This window comes from Streptomyces sp. NPDC047022 (genome assembly GCF_040644155.1).
Classification (GTDB): Bacteria; Actinomycetota; Actinomycetes; order Streptomycetales; family Streptomycetaceae; genus Streptomyces.
In genome coordinates, this window is sequence record NZ_JBEYVV010000001.1 from 613806 (window position 1) to 631506 (window position 17701).

Consider the following 17701-nt stretch of genomic DNA (forward strand, 5'->3'; position numbering starts at 1 on the left):
CGCACCGGCATGCGTCGCGGCCTCGGCGCTCACCCGGGCAGCCCGGCGGCCAGCAGCTCCACGAAGCCGATGTGCTCATGGGCGACACCGAAGACCTCGGCGCGCTGGAGGGTGCGCTCGGCCCAGGCGCGGTGCGGCTTCACCTCGTTCATCTTGTTCGTGTACGCGGAGCGCAGCACGCCCCCGCCGAGGCGCTCGGGCCGCAGGATGTCCTGGGCATCGCTGAACTCCTCGTGGCTGACGACCGACAGCGCGTGCACGGGCATCACGTGCGAGGGGTGGATGCAGGTCTTGCCGAGCAGCCCGTTCGCCCGGTCGAGGGCGATCTCGCGCAGGAGCCCGTCCATGTCGTGCTCGATGAGCGCCTCGCGCAGTTCCTCTTCCTCGCCCTCCAGGAACGGGCTGCGCCGCAGCTGCGGTTTGAACATCCGCTCCTGCACCCGGAAGTACTCCCACACGGGTCCGGTCACCGTGAACCCGGTTCCGTCGGCCCGCCCCAGGACATTGACCACGTCGGCGATCACCGAGGCGACGATCTGGACGTCGTAGGCGGTCATGTCGGGCGCTCTGCGCAGTCCGTAGGAGGAGCAGAAGTCCGTGACACCGAGACGCAGCGCGAGCACCCGGTCGCGGTACTTGTCCACGATGCGGAAGATTCCGGCCAGGGTCTCCCGGCGGGTCTCCAGGTAGAGCAGGTCCGGCGACTCCAGGACGGGCATGGCGAACAGCCGGTGCCCGCTCGCCGCCTCGGCACCGGTCAGCGCCTCCAGGAAGAGGGCGCCGCGCTCCTCGGTGAACTTCGGGAACACGAATCCGGACAGCAGCCGCACCGCCGGGCCGAGCCGGGCCACCAGGTCCGGGATCTGCTCCGGGGTCCGCACACGGACGAAGAGCAGCGGCAGTTCGGCGTCCTTGAGCAGGGACAGCTCGGTGAGCTGCCGTACCAGGTTCTCCTCGGCGTCCAGGACGTCCGCGTCACCGATGGAGTCCTCCAGGCACAGCACCATGGACACGACCCCGCGACCGGTCTGCTTGACCACGTCGTCGGCCAGCCGAGGACGGGTCGCCGGGCTGTACAGGGTGGCGCCGAGGGCCGCCGCGAGCACGGGCGCGGGGGAGTCCGCGGTGAACACGGCCGGTTCCCGGTGGAAGAGACGCTGCCGCTCCTCCGGGGCGATATGCCCGAAATGACGCATGAGACTCCCCCGTGGTACTGGACGGCCTGAATTGGAGTGGCCGGTAATAGTACGTAGAACTGTGTGTCATGGGTTCCCGTACGGCATGAAGTTCCGGTAACCCGGCCGTGACGACGGTACGGCCATGCCGGGCGCGGGGCCACACCCCGCGTTGTCGTGACCTTGTCCGAGAAGGCAGGATGACGCCATGACGCACGCGATGCTGAAGGGGTCGAACGTCCCGCTGAAGGCCACGGCGGTACGGGCGGTGCTGCGCTGGGCAGCGGGAGGGGGCGTCCCGGAGGTGGACGCCTCGGCGCTGCTGCTCGGCCCCGACGGGCGGGTGCGGTCCGACGAGGACTTCGTCTTCTACAACCAGCCCCGGCACCCTTCGGGAACGGTGCGGCTGCTCGGCAAGAAGCGCGAGGGCGACGGGCTCACCGAGGCCATCCAGACGGACCTGGCGGGCGTCGAGCCCGGTGTGGGGCGCATCCTGCTGGTCGCCTCGGCCGACGACGTCACCTTCGACCGGGTGCGGGGGCTGTCGATCGCGCTGCACGACGCGTCCGCGGCGGCCGACGGGGAGCCGCTCGCGTACTTCGACATCAAGCCGGAGACCGGGGCGGAGACCGCGCTGATCTGCGGGGAGCTGTACCGGCGTGGGGACGGCTGGAAGTTCCGGGCGCTGGGCGAGGGGTATTCCAACGGGCTGAAGGGCCTCGCGAACGACTTCGGCATCACGGTGGACGAGTCCGAGGAGGCCGAGGTTTCTGCGCCGCTGCCCCCTGAGCAGCCGGTGCCGGTCCAGCAGCCTGCGTACGGCTACCCCCAGCCGTCCTACGGGTACCCCCAGACCCAGCCGGTCGCGGGCAACGCCCCTGCCTACGGCTATCCCCTGGCGCCCCCGCTGCCCGACTTCCCTCTGCCGCCGCAGGGGCCCCAGTTCATCGGCCGCTAGCGTCTTGACCGGCGGTCCGCGGGGATTGCGCTGCGCTGGCCACGTCTGGGCCTGCGGCCCGCTGGAGTCTTTCGCGCAGTTCCCCGCGCCCCTCCCGGCGCACACACCCGTACGTGGCGCCCCGCAGGCCCGCCGTGGTTACTCGCGCAGTTCCCCGCGCCCCTCCCGGGGCACACACCCGTACGTGGCGCCCCGCGGGCCCGTCGTGGTCACTCGCGCAGTTCCCCGCGCCCCTATCAGGCCTATCCCGCCGCATTGCACCTGCGGGCACGTCGTGGTTCTCCGCGCAGTTCCCCGCGCCCCTATCGGGGCACACCGGTCCGTGAGGACCCGCGGGCCCGTCGTAGTCACTCGCGTACTTCCCCGCAGCCCTGCCGGGGCGCGAAGCCGTCCGTAGTGGCGTGGGCGCTGTTCAGATGTGGAGCTGTCGCGTGGAATGCGCGCGCAGCGCGCTCTTTGGGGGCGCGGGGAACTGCGCGAGCAACCACGATGGGCCCGCACGTTCCGGCGCACGTGAACCCACCCGACAGGGGCGCGGGGAACTGCGCGAACAACCACAGCGCACCCGCACGTCACAACCCGCAGGAACCCACCCGACAGGGGCGCGGGGAACTGCGCAAAGAACCGCAACGCACCCGCACGTTCCGGCGCACGTGAACCCGCCCGACAGGGGGGCGCGGGGAACTGCGCGAACAACCACAGCGCACCCGCAGCAAGCGCGCTACGCCTTCGCTTTGTAGCCCCGCCCCCACTGCAACCCCCACCCGTACAACCGGTCCAGCTCCGCCTGGAAGCCGTACACGAACTTCACCTCACGCCGCACCACGATCTCCCCCCTGATGTTCTCGATCATGACCACCGCACAGGACCGCGCCTGCGGATGCCGCTCATCGAGCCCGATCTCGATGCGCGGCCCGTTGTTCGGATACAGCGTGACGTGCGCATGCGTACGGTCGAACGCCGGCGTCTGGTCGTAGATGTAGACGAAGATCAGCAGCCGCTTGAAGTCATCCCGGTGATCCAGATTGACGAAGATCGTCTCGCCCGACCCGGACCCGAACCGGTCGTCGCCGCTGAGCTTGATGTAGGGCGGATCGTTGAGCTCCCCGAAGAAGCTGCCCAGCGGCTGCACCACGCCCTTGGTGCCGTCGGCCATCTCGTACATGCACCCCAGATCGAGGTCGACGTTCACCATGCTCTGCGTGTGCGCCTGCACGACCTCGGGAGTGAACAGCCGCAGCGGATGCCGCAGCAGGCTGCCCTTCTCGGGCGCCCCGATGTCGGACGTCCGCATCCGCCACGACAGGTTGATGCGGAGGTTGCCGCTCGCCGCCCCCTGCTTGGTGAGTGAGACCCGCTGGTGCCGTTTGGTCAGCTCGATCGAGTTGGTCGCCGCGCTGCCCGAGTCGAACTCCGTCGTCCGCCCGCGCCACAGGCTGTCCCAGATGCTCATGCCCGCCCCCTTGCCTGTCTACGGTCCAACAGCCGCGGGGCGGCCGTCGAGGACGTATCCGTCCTCCCGGCCGCCCCGAACAGAGCGTTCCTCACGCAGCCCCGCTCCACACCCGCGCAGCAGGCCCGGACGCGAGGGCCGTTGAAAAGGGCGCGTCACACGCCCGACGACACCTCAGCCTTCGCGTCCGAGCCCTCCGCTTTTCCCTCGGCCGCCGCGAGTGCCCGGTTGCGGCGCACGGAGGACCAGAAGGACAAGGCGATCAGCACGACGCCCACGAGACCGGTGATCACCTCGTTGATCTCGTGCTGGATGGTGACGAGGAGGATCACGGCCAGCGCGCCGATGGCGTAGTGCGCGCCGTGCTCCAAGTAGACGTAGTCGTCGAGGGTGCCCTGACGGACCAGGTAGACCGTCAGCGACCGCACATACATCGCGCCGATACCGAGGCCGAGCGCCATCAGCACGATGTCATTGGTGATGGCGAAGGCGCCGATGACGCCGTCGAAGGAGAACGAGGCGTCCAGGACCTCCAGGTAGAGGAACATGAAGAACGCCGCCTTGCCGGCCAGGAGGATCGCCGAGCGCTCCTTGCCGCTGCGCTTGGCCTGTTCCTCCTCCTCGTGCTCCCGCTCTTCCTCTTCCTCGAGCCGGTCCTCGAAGTACCCCGACAGACCGCCGACGATCATGTAGGTGATCAGGCCGGCGATACCGGAGATCAGGACCGTCTGCCCCTTGTCGACATGCGCGCCGCCGTGCTGGTGGGCGTGGACCGCGAAGGTCATGGAGGCGATCAGCAGGACGATCAGCGAGATGCAGACCGACAGCATGTCGACCTTGCCGAGCTTGGCCAGCGGGCGCTCGATCCAGCGCAGCCACTGGATGTCCCGGTCCTCGAAGATGAAGTCCAGGAAGATCATCAGCAGGAACATCCCGCCGAACGCGGCGATGGCCGGGTGCGCGTCGGTGACGAGCTGCTGGTACTGGTTCTTGTCGGTCAAAGCGAGGTTGACCGCGTCTATCGGGCTCTTCTTCGCCGTGATGGCGACGATCACGACCGGGAAGACCAGCCGCATACCGAACACCGCGATCAGCACGCCCACCGTGAGGAAGATCTTCTGCCAGAAGGCATTCATCTTCTTCAGGATTCCGGCGTTGACCACGGCGTTGTCGAAGGACAACGAGATCTCGAGGACGGACAGGATCGCCACGATGCCGAAGGCGGTCCACCCCCCGTACAGGACCGCTGCTGCCAGGCCGAGCGCAGTGATCACGAACGACCAGCCGAAGGTTTTCAGAAGCACTGGCTACCCAATCCGTATATCGAGGGGTCCCCCAAGCGGTGCCTGGAGGGTGTCTCCCCGTCGCCGTACCCGGCTTTACGAAACGTTGACTCCGAAGTCTAGAGCGATTCCCCGGAGTCCGGATGCGTACCCCTGTCCCACGGCCCGGAACTTCCACTCGCCCCCGTACCGGTAGAGCTCGCCGAAGATCATCGCGGTCTCGGTGGAGGCGTCCTCGCTCAGGTCGTAGCGGGCGAGCTCCTGGCCGTCGGACTGATTGACGACGCGGATGAACGCGTTGCTGACCTGGCCGAACGTCTGACCGCGCTCATCGGCCATGTGGATGGAGACCGGGAACACGATCTTGTCGCAGTGCGCCGGGACCTTGGCGAGGTCGATCAGGATCGACTCGTCGTCGCCCTCGCCCTCACCGGTCAGATTGTCGCCGGTGTGCTCGACCGAGCCGTCGGGGCTCTTGAGCTGGTTGTAGAAGATGAACCACTCGTCGCCGAGGACCCGGCCGCCTGCGCACAGCAGCGCGCTGGCGTCCAGGTCGAAGTCGGCGCCGGTGGTGGAACGCGCGTCCCAGCCGAGTCCGATCATCACCTGCGTGAGGTTCGGTGCGGCCTTCGAGAGGGAGACGTTTCCCCCCTTGGCGAGCGTGACGCCCATGATCCTGGTCCTCCCCGAGAAGGTGCTGCTCTGGTTGTCTGCACGTCCGGCGCCGCACTCAAACAGTGCGGCGCCGGACGATACGAGCTTGTTGCGGTGCCCCGGACGCCGACGTCCTGGGCGCTGACGTCTGAGACGCCGGCGTCTCAGACGTTGACGCCGAAGTCCTGCGCGATGCCGCGCAGGCCCGAGGCGTAGCCCTGGCCGATGGCACGGAACTTCCACTCCGCACCGTTGCGGTACAGCTCGCCGAAGACCATGGCGGTCTCCGTGGAGGCGTCCTCGCTCAGGTCGTACCGGGCGACCTCCTGCTGGTTGGCCTGGTTGACCACGCGGATGTACGCGTTGCGCACCTGACCGAAGGACTGCTGGCGGTTCTCTGCGTCGTAGATCGAGACCGGGAAGACGATCTTGTCGACGTCGGCCGGGACGGTGGCGAGGTTGACCTTGATCACCTCGTCGTCGCCTTCACCCTCACCGGTGAGGTTGTCGCCCGTGTGCTCGACCGAGCCGTCGGGGCTCTTGAGGTTGTTGAAGAACACGAAGTTCTGGTCGCTGCCGACCTTGCCCGTCGTGTTCAGCAGCAGGGCGCTGGCGTCCAGGTCGAAGTCGGTACCGGTCGTGGTGCGGGCGTCCCAGCCCAGACCGACGAGGACCGCGGTCATGCCCGGGGCCTCCTTGGTCAGCGATACGTTGCCGCCCTTGCTGAGGCTGACTCCCACGAGTCCCTCCATTGGTGTCCGGGGGCGGGGAGCCCCGTCGTGCGTTGGCAGTCGTGCGTTGGCGTCGGATCAACGAATCGATCCTAGTGACGGGTTCCCGCGCCCCGAAGGCCATGGAACCCGAGAATCACAGGGTGTCGAGCGCCTTCACGTACTCGTTCAGGTCACGCGCGTCCGGCAGATCGTTGACGACGGTCCACCGCACCACGCCCTCCTTGTCGATGATGAAGGTCCCGCGCACCGCACAACCCTTGTCCTCGTCGAAGACGCCGTAGTCGCGCGAAGTGTTGCCATGCGGCCAGAAGTCGGACAGCAGGGGGTACTCCAGACCCTCCTGCTCGGCGAAGACACGCAGGGTGTGGATGGAGTCGTTGGAGACCGCGAGGAGCTGGGTGTCGTCGTTGACGAACGTCGGCAGGTTGTCGCGCAGCGCGCACAGCTCGCCGGTGCACACGCCGGTGAAGGCGAAGGGGTAGAAGAGCAGGACGACGTTCTTTTGACCATGGAAGTCGGACAGCTTCACGGTCGCGCCGTGGTTGTCCTTGAGCTCGAAGTCGGGGGCCTTGTCGCCGACCTGGATCGCCATGGACCTGCATCCTTCCGCTGGGTCTGTTCGGGTGGAACCCACCCTACGCAGCCCGCGCGGCAGAACGCCGGGTGGGTTGTCGTGGATCAACCCACCCCGGCAGAGTCCGGCCCGGCCTGATCAGCCCGTCCGGGGGTCCCCCCTGCTCGAAGAGCTCGGGGGACCGAGGACGAGGCCGTTCAGGCCGAACGGGGGTCCGGGGGCGTGGAGCCCCCGTGCACCCCCGCCCCCGTCATGGGCATGCCCCAGCCATGGGCAACGCCCGCTGAACAGCCACCTGGCGGAGCGTCACCGCTTGGACTTGGCCCCCTTCGGCGTCACCAGCCGGGACCCGCTCCAGTCCTTGCCCACGCTGACACTCTTGGACGCCGACAGCCCCGCTGTCGTCGCGGCTTCAGAGATGTCGCTCGGCTCCACGTACCCCGTACGGCCCGTCTTCGGCGTGAGAAGCAGGATCGAGCCGCCTTCTTCGATGTACGTGGTGGCGTCCACCAGCGCATCCGTCAGGTCGCCGTCCTCGTCACGGAACCACAGCACCACGGCGTCGGCGACGTCGTCGTACTCCTCGTCCATGAGTTCACTGCCGACGACTTCCTCAATGGCCTCGCGGAGCTCCTGGTCGACGTCGTCGTCGTAGCCGATCTCCTGGACCACCTGCTCGGGCTGGAACCCCAGCCTCGCGGCAGGGTTCGTCCGCTCCTCCGCGTGGTCCGCGGTCGCGCTCACGGCTTGCCTCCTGATCATGTCTTGATGATTTCCTCAGCCACGCGCGTACGCGAAGCATTGGCCGTAGTCCACACGGGCGGGGCGGATCGCGCAAGTACCCGGCGGTTCGGACCGCCGAAACGGTGACGATCCCGGCCGTGTCGCCGCAACTCCAGGCACGGTATCGCGCTTCGAAGTGATCCACACCACACCGTTCTGCCCGGTTTGCGCATTCTGGAATCCTCTGGGGGTACGGGAGTCGAATGACTTTGCGGAACGCGTTCCACCCTCGGCGTATCGTTGCAATTTGATCGACTTGATTGACTTGATCCAGCTTGGCGAAGCTCGCCGCCCATGCTGCGGGCCGGTTACCCCGGAGTAGAGATGACGTGCCACTCCCCCGAGGTACACGATGGGGATCGGCACAGGCACATGGAAAAAATGGAAAAAGTGGCCCTCTGACAGGTAAGGAACAGCGTGGCTTCCGGATCCGATCGCAATCCGATCATCATTGGCGGCCTTCCGAGTCAGGTTCCTGACTTCGACCCCGAGGAGACCCAGGAGTGGCTCGACTCGCTCGACGCCGCCGTGGACGAGCGCGGCCGTGAGCGGGCCCGCTACCTGATGCTCCGTCTGATCGAGCGGGCCCGCGAGCGGCGCGTGGCCGTGCCCGAGATGCGCAGCACGGACTACGTCAACACCATCCCAACCAAGAGCGAGCCGTTCTTCCCCGGCAACGAGGAGATCGAGCGCAAGATCCTCAACGCCACCCGGTGGAACGCGGCCGTCATGGTCTCCAGGGCCCAGCGGCCCGGTATCGGCGTCGGCGGCCACATCGCGACCTTCGCGTCCTCCGCCTCGCTGTACGACGTGGGCTTCAACCACTTCTTCCGGGGCAAGGACGAGGGCGACGGCGGCGACCAGGTGTTCTTCCAGGGGCACGCCTCCCCGGGCATCTACGCCCGGGCGTACCTCCTGGACCGGCTCTCCGAACAGCACCTGGACGGGTTCCGCCAGGAGAAGTCCAAGAACCCGTACGGCCTCTCCAGCTATCCGCACCCGCGTTCGATGCCGGACTTCTGGGAGTTCCCGACGGTCTCCATGGGCCTCGGCCCGATCGGCGCGATCTACCAGGCCCGGATGAACCGCTACATGCACGCGCGCGGCATCGCGGACACCTCCAGGTCGCATGTGTGGGCGTTCCTCGGCGACGGCGAGATGGACGAGCCGGAGTCGCTCGGCCAGCTGACGATCGCCGCCCGCGAGGGGCTGGACAACCTGACCTTCGTCGTCAACTGCAACCTCCAGCGCCTGGACGGCCCGGTGCGAGGCAACGGCAAGATCATCCAGGAGCTGGAGTCGGTCTTCCGGGGCGCCGGCTGGAACGTGATCAAGCTGATCTGGGACCGCACCTGGGACCCGCTGCTGGCACAGGACCGGGACGGGATCCTGGTCAACAAGATGAACACCACGCCCGACGGCCAGTTCCAGACGTACGCGACGGAGTCCGGCGCCTACATCCGGGACCACTTCTTCGGCGACGACCACCGGCTGCGCGCGATGGTCGCGAACATGACCGACGACCAGATCCTGCACCTGGGACGCGGCGGTCACGACCACCGCAAGATCTACGCGGCGTTCAAGGCGGCCGTGGATCACCAGGGCCAGCCGACGGTGATCCTGGCCAAGACCGTCAAGGGCTGGACGCTGGGCCCGAACTTCGAGGGCCGCAACGCCACGCACCAGATGAAGAAGCTGACGGTCAGCGACCTCAAGCACTTCCGCGACCGTCTGCACCTGCCGATCTCCGACAATGACCTGGACTCCGGCCTGCCGCCCTACTACCACCCGGGCCGGAACTCGGAGGAGATCCAGTACATGCACGACCGGCGCAGGTCGCACGGCGGGTACGTGCCCACACGTGTCGTGCGCTCCAAGCCGCTGGCGCTGCCGGACGACAGCGCGTACGCGGCTGTGAAGAAGGGCTCCGGCCAGCAGTCCATCGCCACCACCATGGCGTTTGTGCGGCTGCTGAAGGACCTCATGCGGGACAAGGAGATCGGCAGGCGGTTCGTGCTGATCGCGCCGGACGAGTACCGCACGTTCGGCATGGACTCGTTCTTCCCGAGCGCGAAGATCTACAACCCGCTCGGCCAGCAGTACGAGTCGGTCGACCGTGAGCTGCTGCTCGCCTACAAGGAGTCGCCGACCGGGCAGATGCTGCACGACGGCATCTCCGAGGCGGGCTGCACGGCGTCGCTGATCGCGGCGGGCTCGGCGTACGCGACGCACGGCGAGCCGCTGATCCCGGTGTACGTCTTCTACTCGATGTTCGGGTTCCAGCGCACCGGCGACCAGTTCTGGCAGATGGCCGACCAGCTGTCGCGTGGTTTCGCCCTGGGCGCGACCGCCGGACGTACGACGCTGACGGGTGAGGGCCTTCAGCACGCGGACGGCCACTCGCAGCTGCTGGCCTCCACGAACCCGGCGTGCGTGGCGTACGACCCGGCGTACGGGTACGAGATCGCGTACATCGTGCAGGACGGCCTGCGCCGGATGTACGGGTCCTCGCCCGAGCACCCGCACGGAGAGGACGTCTTCTACTACCTCAGCGTCTACAACGAGCCGATCCAGCAGCCGGCCGAGCCCGCGGGTGTCGATGTGGAGGGCATCCTCAAGGGCATCCACCGCATCTCCGAGGGCACGTCGGGGACGGTGCCGGCGCAGATCATGGCTTCCGGCGTTTCCGTGCCGTGGGCTCTGGAGGCGCAGCGGATCCTCGCCCAGGAGTGGGGCGTACGGGCCTCCGTCTGGTCCGCGACCTCGTGGAACGAGCTGCGGCGCGAGGCCGTGAGCTGCGAGGAGCACAATCTGCTGCACCCGGAGGAGGAGCAGCGGGTGCCGTATGTGACACGGAAGCTGAGCGGGGCCGAGGGGCCGTTCGTCGCCGTGTCGGACTGGATGCGGTCGGTTCCGGACCAGATCGCGCGGTGGGTGCCCGGGGCGTACCAGTCGCTGGGCGCCGACGGCTTCGGCTTCGCCGACACGCGGGGGGCTGCGCGGAGGTTCTTCCACATCGACGCGCAGTCGGTCGTGGTCGGGGTGCTGGCCGAGCTGGCGAAGGCGGGGCGGATCGACCGGTCGGTGCTGAAGCAGGCGGTCGACCGGTATCAGTTGCTGGATGTTTCCGCGGCCGAGCCGGGGGTTGCGGGCGGCGACGCGTGACGCTGCGCTCGGCCTGAGCGGTTGCAAGGGCGGCGCGGCCTTCGGGCCGCCGCCCTTGTCCCGGCACGCGGTCGCCTGCGGGCGCGGTGTGGTGTTTCGCGCAGTTCCCCGCGCCCCTGATCAGACACGTCGTCGACTGCGGGCACGTCGTGGTTCTTCGCGCAGTTCCCCGCGCCCCTATCGGGCGCATTCCGCCGTGCTGTCCCTGCGGGCACATCGTGGTTGTTCGCGCAGTTCCCCGCGCCCCCATCGGGTACACCCCGCCGTAATGCCCCTGCGGGCACGTCGTGGTTGGTCGTGCTCGCGTGGTGACGTCTCGCAGCGACAGGCCCGCGCCCCCTCAGGGGCGCGGGGAACTGCGCAACCAGCCACGGTGCACCGCGGGTGAAGACGCGCCTGATCAGGGGCGCGGGGAACTGCGCAAAACTGCACACCGCGCCCGCAGGCGACCGCGTGGGGTCAGATATGGGCCGCCCCCGCCCCCGCCTCCGCGTTCACGCCCCGCTTGGTGAACAGCGCGACCAGGACCGCCACCGCGGCGACCCCCGCCGCGACCAGGCACGCCAGGCTCATCCCGGAGATGAACGTGTCGTGGGCGACGCCCGCGATCTTCTCGGCGATCAGCGCGGGCGTGCCCTTCGCCACCGGTGCCACGCCCTGCTGGACGGCGCCCGAGACCTGGTCGAGCTGGGTGGAGGTGAGCGGCGGGAGCTTGGCCGCGGCCCAGTTGCCCGGGAGGTCGTGGTCGACGCGGGAGGCCATGACCGCGCCCAGCACCGCGGTGCCGAGGCTGCCGCCGATCTGCATCGCGGCCTGCTGGAGACCGCCCGCGACACCCGAGAGCTCCATGGGCGCGTTGCCGACGATGACCTCGGTGGCGCCGACCATCACAGGGGCGAGGCCGAGGCCGAGCAGGGCGAACCAGATGGACATGACGGCGCTGCCGGTGCCCGCCTCCAGCTTCGACATGCCGAACATCGCGACCGCGGTGAGGACCATGCCGCCCGCCAGCGGTATGCGCGGTCCGGCCTTGGTGATCACGGCGCCCGCGAGCGGGGAGCCGACGATCATCATGCCGGTCAGGGGCAGCAGGTGCAGACCCGCGTCGACCGGGCTCATGCCGTGCACGTTCTGCAGGTAGAAGGTGACGAAGAACAGGCCGCCCATGAAGGCGATGGCCATGAGGACCATGAGGACGACGCCCGCCGACAGCGGCACCGAGCGGAACAGTCCCAGCGGGATCAGCGGCTCCTTCACCCTCGTCTCCCAGACGGAGAAGAGAACGAACCCGAGCACGGACGCGCCGATGAACAGCCAGGTCTTGCCGTCGCCCCAGCCCCAGGCCGGCGCCTTGATGAGCGCCCAGACCAGGCAGAACATGGCGCCCGACAGCAGCACGATGCCCAGCAGATCGAAGGAGCGCGGAGCGTTCTGCGCCCGGTGGTCGGTGAGGATCAGCGCACCGAGGACCAGCGCGAGCGCTCCGACGGGCACGTTGATGAAGAACACCGACTGCCAGCTGACGTGCTGGACGAGGAGTCCGCCGAGGATCGGGCCGCCCGCGGTGGAGGCACCGATGACCATGCCCCAGATACCGATCGCCATGTTCAGCTTCTCGGCCGGGAACGTGGCCCGCAGCAGACCGAGCGCGGCCGGCATGAGCAACGCGCCGAACAGGCCCTGGAAGACGCGGAAGGTGATGACGAGGGAGATGCTGTTGGACAGCCCGATGGCTCCGGAGGCCGCGCCGAAGCCGACCACACCGATCAGGAAGGTCTGCCGGTGACCGAAGCGGTCGCCGAGCTTGCCTGCGGTGATGAGGGTGACCGCGAGGGCGAGGAAGTAGGCGTTGGTGATCCACTGGACGTCGGCGAAGCTGGCGCCGAGGTCCTTGGCGATGGCCGGGTTGGCGATGGCCACGATGGTGCCGTCGAGGGCCACCATCATGACGCCGACGGCGACCGTGATGAGGGTGAACCACGGGTGTCCGCGCAGTCCGCGCAGTCCGCGATCCGGCGCCCGATCCGGCTCGGTGGCCGACGGGTTCGCCGCTTTGCCTCCCGGTTCCGTCGCGTCGACGGTGGTCTGACTAGTCATGCGTTCGAGGTTAGTGTCAGCCTCTGACAATTGACCAACCATTTCACAAGTCGGCAACTGTCACGTCGCTCACAGATAGTCTGAACTGGGCAGATGAACGAAATGAGGACACATGGAGACGGCGCGGCGACCAGGGCTGCGTGAACGCAAGAAGCAGCGCACACGGGACACCCTGCTGCGCACGGCCCTGGAGCTCTTCCTCACTCAGGGGTACGAGCGCACGACGGTGGACGAGATCGCCGAGGCCGCGGACGTTTCGCAGCGCACCTTCTTCCGGTACTTCGCCGGCAAGGAGGAGGCCGTCTTCTTCCCGCACGACCTCGCCGCGTCGCACTTCGTGGACGCGGTGCGCGCCCGGCCGCACCACGAGGCGCCCCTGGAGGCGCTGCGGCAGGCCGTCCTGGAGGGCTGGGACAGCATCGGCGAGGCGCTCGAACAGGTCATCCCGGTCGAACTCCACCTGCGCACTTACCGGTTGATCGAGTCAACACCGGTCCTGCTCGCCACCCATCTGCGCCGTTCGGCGGAGGTGGAGGAGGAAGTCGCACGCGTGATCGCCGAACGCGAGGGCGTCGATGTGGACTCGGACCCCCGGCCACGGGTCGCGGTGGCCCTGTTCGGCGGGGTGATGCGGGTCACCGAACGGCTGTGGAGCGAGCGGGACGACATCAGCGTGGCCGCCATGCGTGAGCTGACGGCCTCGTACCTCGACGCCGTGGGCCCCTCCTTGGCGGAGAAGTGGCGCGTGGAGTGATTCCGCACCGGCTTCGTTCAATTCATGGTCATTACTGGCATTTTCGGTCACTTGCCAACACTTCCTGACACTTCCGCCCACCCCCCGCACCTTCCGGTCGCGTCAAGCGAATTTCGACGGAACGGCGACGGACGTGTGGCGGACACGGCCGACGGAGTGAAGTCGCGGTGACCTTGAGTACCAAGTGACGTACGACTCATCGACCTACCGTGACGATGAGACGCAAAGCACGTCCGTTTTGCCGCAATTGACTCTCTTGAAACGTGAGACGGGTCACTCGGTTAACGCGAGACACTCCCGTTCTCCTAGTGTGTCCTTTCAGTGACTTCCTTCGATACCTCCCCGCAACTCAATGTCTGGCGCGCGCTGCTCGCGCTGGGCGTGGTCTTCGTGATGCTCGCGACGACCGGCTGGACCGCCGTGCGCACCCACCCCGGCACCACGCCCCTCCAGGCGTCGCGTACCGCATGGGAGCGCGGGCAGATCGCCGGGCACAGACTGCCGGACCCCGGCAGTTCCCCGGCCCTGCTCTCGCGGTTCTTCGCCTCGCTCAGCGCCCAGCAGCGCTCCCGGCTCGCCCACCGCTACCCGCTCGCGGTCGGCAATATGAACGGGGCGCCCGTACAACTGCGCTACCAGGCGAACCGCATCGCCCTCGACCAGCAGCGCAAGGTCGAACACGCCCGGATGCACGACAACCGTCTGTCGCCCCTCGGCCAGCAGGACGCGGGCCGCCTCATGCACCGCTACGAGGCGCTCTTGCAGAAGGGCCGCGACTTCCTGGCCTTCGACCCGGACGGCTCGGGCCGTATCGCCGAGGTCTTCGGGAACCTGGACAAGGCGCGGCGCATCTCGGTCGTCGTCCCCGGCGTCGACACCGACCTCCTCACCTTCCAGCGCACCTCCCGCCCATACTCGGCGCCGGTCGGCATGGCCACGTCGCTGTACGCGGCGGAGCGCGCGGCGAGCCCCACGACCCGTACGGCCGTGATCGCGTGGGCGGACTACACCTCGCCCGACGGGCTCGGCGTGGATGCCGCGACCGCGACACGCGCGAGGGAGGGCGCGGTCCGGCTGAACGCGCTCGTCCGCGCGCTGCCCGGCCGCTCCCCCGTCCAGCTGTACTGCCACAGCTACGGCTCGGTGCTGTGCGGGGTCGCGGCGCACTCGCTGCCCTCCCGCGTGTCCGACATAGCGGTGGCGGGCAGCCCCGGCATGCGGGCCCAGACGGCCGCGGGACTGCACACCAGCGCCCGCGTGTGGGCCATGCGGGACGCCGGCGACTGGATCCAGGATGTGCCCCACGTCGAGGTCGGCGGCCTCGGCCATGGTGCCGACCCGGTGTCCCGGGCCTTCGGGGCGAGGCTGCTCTCCGCCCGGGGCGCGGACGGCCACGCCGGCTATTTCGCGCCGGGCACCGACAGCGTGCGCAACTTCGCGGAGATCGGGGTTGGCGCGTACCACGCGGTCGACTGCGCCGCACAGGACGACGCCTGCTCGGCGGGTTTGTCCGGTGCGGGGTCTGCCCGACGCGCGTAGAAGAAGAGGAATTGCGGTCCGCCAGGGGAGGCGACGGAGGAGCACGTGCCGCATACGATGAGCCACATGGGTGACGTACTGGCCGGATTTCATGCCGCCTGGGAGTTTCGGACCGACTCCGTGCTCATCCGCTTCGAACGGGGAATCCGTACGCCGAAGCTGCTCCAGGCTCTCGGTGAACGCCGTATCCCCTTGGAGGCGATCACGGGGGTCACGCTCGCGCCGGGCAGGCGCGGGAGCATGGTCCTGCGCGCGGTGCCGAGACCGGGTGCCGATCCGCTGATGGAGGCGGCTGCGGGGCAGCTCAAGGAGACCTGCGACCCCTACCGGCTGGTCCTGCCCGCCGACCGTGCGGCCCTCGCCGAGCAATACGCGAACCGGCTGCGCTCACTGCTACCGGTGGACGAGGAGCCGGCCGAGCGGTTCCTGGTGGCGCCGCCCGAGGCTCCGCTGCGGTTCAAGGCGTACGACGGGAAGGCCGCGTTCGACGGGAAGGCGGTGTCCTTCCACTGGTTCTGGACGGGGGCCTCCACCGCCAAATGGAAGGCCGGCGACCAGAGTTTCCCGGTCACCGGCCTCAGCGGGGTCGAGTGGCACTCCCCCGAGATCTCCAAGGGCCATCTACGGCTGCTGCGGCGCGAGACCGCTGGCCCGGAGGGGACGGCCGCGGATCAGGATCCCGCCGCCGTGGTGTTCGGGCTGGGGTATGGGCCTGTCCACGAGTCGCTGCCGTTCGCGGCGGCGGTGCTCGCCGCCGCGCGGGCGACGGGTGGTGTGCCGGCCATGGTGCCCGCGGGCGTGTCCTCCGTCGCCGCCGGGGCTCGGCGGGATCCCGCGGACATCGCCGAGCGGATTCGGCATCTCGGGGAGCTGCATGCGGCGGGGCTCGTCACGGACGAGGAGTTCTCTTCCAAGAAGGCCGAGCTGCTGGCCGAGCTGTGACCCCGGGGCGGGGGCGCTTTGCGCGGTTCCCCGCGCCCCTGAGAGGCGAGCTTCGCGCGCCCCTCGTACCCGCGACTACTCCCTGTCCGTCGCCGTGAAGGTCATGTCGGGGTAGCGTGCGCCCGCGACCTTGGCCGCGATGGGGTCCAGGAGAGAGAGTTCCTCGGCGGTCAGGGTGATGTGCGTCGCCGCCACGTTCTCCTCGACGCGGGTGCGCTTGGTCGTGCCCGGGATCGGGACGACCGGGAGGCCGTGCACCGTGGACTGCTGCTGCACCCAGGCCAGCGCTATCTGCGCCGGTGAGGCGTCGTGCGCCTTGGCCACGGCCCGGATCGGCTCCAGGAGCGCCACGTTGGCAGCCGCGTTCTCGCCCGTGAAGCGCGGCAGCGTACGGCGGAAGTCCTCGTCCGTGAGCTCGGTGACGGCGTTGGAGAAGGAGCCGGTGAGGAAACCGCGGCCGAGCGGCGAATACGGCACCAGGGCGACGCCGAGCTCCGCGGCAGCCCCCACCACGTGGGCCTCGAGGTCTCGGCTGAACAGCGACCACTCGGACTGCACCGCCGCGATCGGGTGGACCGCCTGGGCCGCCCTCAGCTCACCGGCCGTGACCTCGCTCAGGCCGAGGTGCTTGACCTTGCCCTCGCGTACCAGCTCCGCCATGGTGCCGACGGTCTCCTCGATCGGCACGTTCACATCGCGGCGGTGCATGTAGTAGAGGTCGATCACCTCCACGTCCAGCCGCTTCAGGCTCGCCTCGACGCACTGCCGGATGTACGGCGCGTCGTTGCGGATGATCCGCTTCGTCGGTTCGTCGGGCACCGTCGAGATCCCGAACTTCGTGGCGACGACCAGCTCGTCCCGGTGCGCCTTGAAGAAGGGGGACAGGAACTTCTCGTTCTCCCCCACCCCGTACATGTCCGCCGTGTCGAAGAGCGTCACGCCCAGCTCCAGCGCCCGCTCCAGGGTGGCGCGTGACTCCCCAGCGTCCGAGGGGCCGTACGCCCAGCTCATGCCCATGCAGCCAAGGCCCTGCACCCCGACCTCGGGGCCGTTCCGGCCGAGCCGCACCTTCGCTGTACTGCTGTCGGTCATCGGGACCTCTCCGACACCGGGGCGCGCCCGGCGTCCGCGTAGAAATCGATCTTGCGGTTGAGCACGGTGAGCGTGTCCTGGAGCTCCGCGATCCGGGCGAGCACGTCCCGGCGGGTCGCCTCCAGGAGCTCGTAGCGCTGGGCGTACGTGTCATGGCCGGCGCGCACCAGTTCGGCGTAGCGGACCATGTCCGCGACGGGCATGCCTGTGTGCCGGAGCTTGCCGACGAGGTCCAGCCAGTCCAGGTCGGCGTTGCGGTAGCGGCGCTGGCCGGTGTGCGAGCGGTCGACGTGGGGCATCAGCCCGATCCGCTCGTACCAGCGCAGGGTGTGTGCCGTCAGGCCGGTGAAGGCGACGACCTCGCTGATGGTGTAGCTGTCCTGCCCGTCGGGGCGGGGGTGCGGCTCGGGCGGTACGGAGCAGATGTCGCTTCTGCCGGCGGCCGCCTCGGCCAAGGTCTCCATCACCGTCATGGTCCCCACGCTAGGACCTTCGAGT

The 17701-nt window shown here is 68.7% G+C and carries 15 protein-coding genes; 5 read left to right on the plus strand and 10 right to left on the minus strand.

Annotation, left to right across the window (positions count from 1 at the left end; all coding sequences use genetic code 11):
- Nucleotides 1-29 precede the first annotated feature (29 nt).
- The gene (locus tag ABZ845_RS02765) at nt 30-1196 is read right to left on the minus strand and encodes an HpcH/HpaI aldolase/citrate lyase family protein (protein WP_360972153.1); all 1167 of its coding nucleotides are present in this window, start codon (nt 1194-1196) and stop codon (nt 30-32) included.
- A gap of 187 nt (nt 1197-1383) precedes the next feature.
- Here ABZ845_RS02765 and ABZ845_RS02770 point away from each other — a divergent pair, with 187 nt between their 5' ends.
- Nucleotides 1384-2133, plus strand: a complete 750-nt coding sequence (locus ABZ845_RS02770) for a TerD family protein (protein WP_360972155.1) — start codon at nt 1384-1386, stop codon at nt 2131-2133.
- Nucleotides 2134-2854: 721 nt separating this feature from the next.
- On the opposite strand, the gene ABZ845_RS02775 is transcribed toward ABZ845_RS02770, so the two are convergent.
- The 6 genes from ABZ845_RS02775 to ABZ845_RS02800 form a co-directional block, all read right to left on the minus strand.
- A complete protein-coding gene (locus ABZ845_RS02775; RefSeq protein ID WP_360972157.1) occupies nt 2855-3586 on the minus strand; it encodes a Tellurium resistance in 732 nt (243 codons plus the stop codon).
- A 155-nt stretch (nt 3587-3741) separates the two neighbouring features.
- Nucleotides 3742-4890: a DUF475 domain-containing protein gene (locus ABZ845_RS02780; RefSeq protein WP_360972159.1), complete on the minus strand. Its 1149-nt coding sequence runs from the start codon at nt 4888-4890 to the stop codon at nt 3742-3744.
- A 75-nt stretch (nt 4891-4965) separates the two neighbouring features.
- Nucleotides 4966-5541: a TerD family protein gene (locus ABZ845_RS02785; protein WP_360972161.1), complete on the minus strand. Its 576-nt coding sequence runs from the start codon at nt 5539-5541 to the stop codon at nt 4966-4968.
- 146 nt (nt 5542-5687) lie between these two features.
- Nucleotides 5688-6263: a TerD family protein gene (locus ABZ845_RS02790; protein ID WP_360972163.1), complete on the minus strand. Its 576-nt coding sequence runs from the start codon at nt 6261-6263 to the stop codon at nt 5688-5690.
- Between the two features lie 127 nt (nt 6264-6390).
- Nucleotides 6391-6849, minus strand: coding sequence for a peroxiredoxin (locus ABZ845_RS02795; RefSeq protein WP_360972165.1), 459 nt, complete (start codon nt 6847-6849; stop codon nt 6391-6393).
- Nucleotides 6850-7137: 288 nt separating this feature from the next.
- The gene (locus ABZ845_RS02800; RefSeq protein WP_360972167.1) at nt 7138-7575 is read right to left on the minus strand and encodes a DUF3052 domain-containing protein; all 438 of its coding nucleotides are present in this window, start codon (nt 7573-7575) and stop codon (nt 7138-7140) included.
- A gap of 456 nt (nt 7576-8031) precedes the next feature.
- Here ABZ845_RS02800 and aceE point away from each other — a divergent pair, with 456 nt between their 5' ends.
- The gene (gene aceE / locus ABZ845_RS02805; protein ID WP_360972169.1) at nt 8032-10779 is read left to right on the plus strand and encodes a pyruvate dehydrogenase (acetyl-transferring), homodimeric type; all 2748 of its coding nucleotides are present in this window, start codon (nt 8032-8034) and stop codon (nt 10777-10779) included.
- Nucleotides 10780-11238: 459 nt separating this feature from the next.
- On the opposite strand, the gene ABZ845_RS02810 is transcribed toward aceE, so the two are convergent.
- Entirely contained in the window at nt 11239-12876 is a 1638-nt protein-coding gene (locus ABZ845_RS02810; RefSeq protein WP_360972171.1) for an MFS transporter, read from the minus strand.
- 112 nt (nt 12877-12988) lie between these two features.
- Between ABZ845_RS02810 and ABZ845_RS02815 the strand changes: the two genes are divergently transcribed.
- The 3 genes from ABZ845_RS02815 to ABZ845_RS02825 all read left to right on the plus strand — a co-directional run bounded on the left by ABZ845_RS02815 (nt 12989) and on the right by ABZ845_RS02825 (nt 16111).
- Nucleotides 12989-13630 carry a TetR family transcriptional regulator gene (locus ABZ845_RS02815; protein ID WP_360972173.1) on the plus strand — a complete coding sequence of 214 codons (642 nt, stop codon included), beginning with the start codon at nt 12989-12991 and terminating at the stop codon, nt 13628-13630.
- A 321-nt stretch (nt 13631-13951) separates the two neighbouring features.
- Complete coding sequence (locus tag ABZ845_RS02820) at nt 13952-15169, plus strand: alpha/beta hydrolase (RefSeq protein ID WP_360972175.1); 1218 nt, start codon at nt 13952-13954, stop codon at nt 15167-15169.
- A 66-nt stretch (nt 15170-15235) separates the two neighbouring features.
- The gene (locus tag ABZ845_RS02825) at nt 15236-16111 is read left to right on the plus strand and encodes a DUF4429 domain-containing protein (RefSeq protein ID WP_360972178.1); all 876 of its coding nucleotides are present in this window, start codon (nt 15236-15238) and stop codon (nt 16109-16111) included.
- A 75-nt stretch (nt 16112-16186) separates the two neighbouring features.
- Here the strand turns inward: ABZ845_RS02825 and ABZ845_RS02830 are convergent, their stop codons facing one another.
- Both ABZ845_RS02830 and ABZ845_RS02835 read right to left on the minus strand, forming a co-directional pair.
- Entirely contained in the window at nt 16187-17203 is a 1017-nt protein-coding gene (locus ABZ845_RS02830) for an aldo/keto reductase (protein ID WP_360972180.1), read from the minus strand.
- Complete coding sequence (locus tag ABZ845_RS02835) at nt 17200-17676, minus strand: MerR family transcriptional regulator (RefSeq protein WP_360972182.1); 477 nt, start codon at nt 17674-17676, stop codon at nt 17200-17202. The genes ABZ845_RS02830 and ABZ845_RS02835 overlap by 4 nt, the downstream gene beginning before the upstream one ends.
- Nucleotides 17677-17701 lie beyond the last annotated feature (25 nt).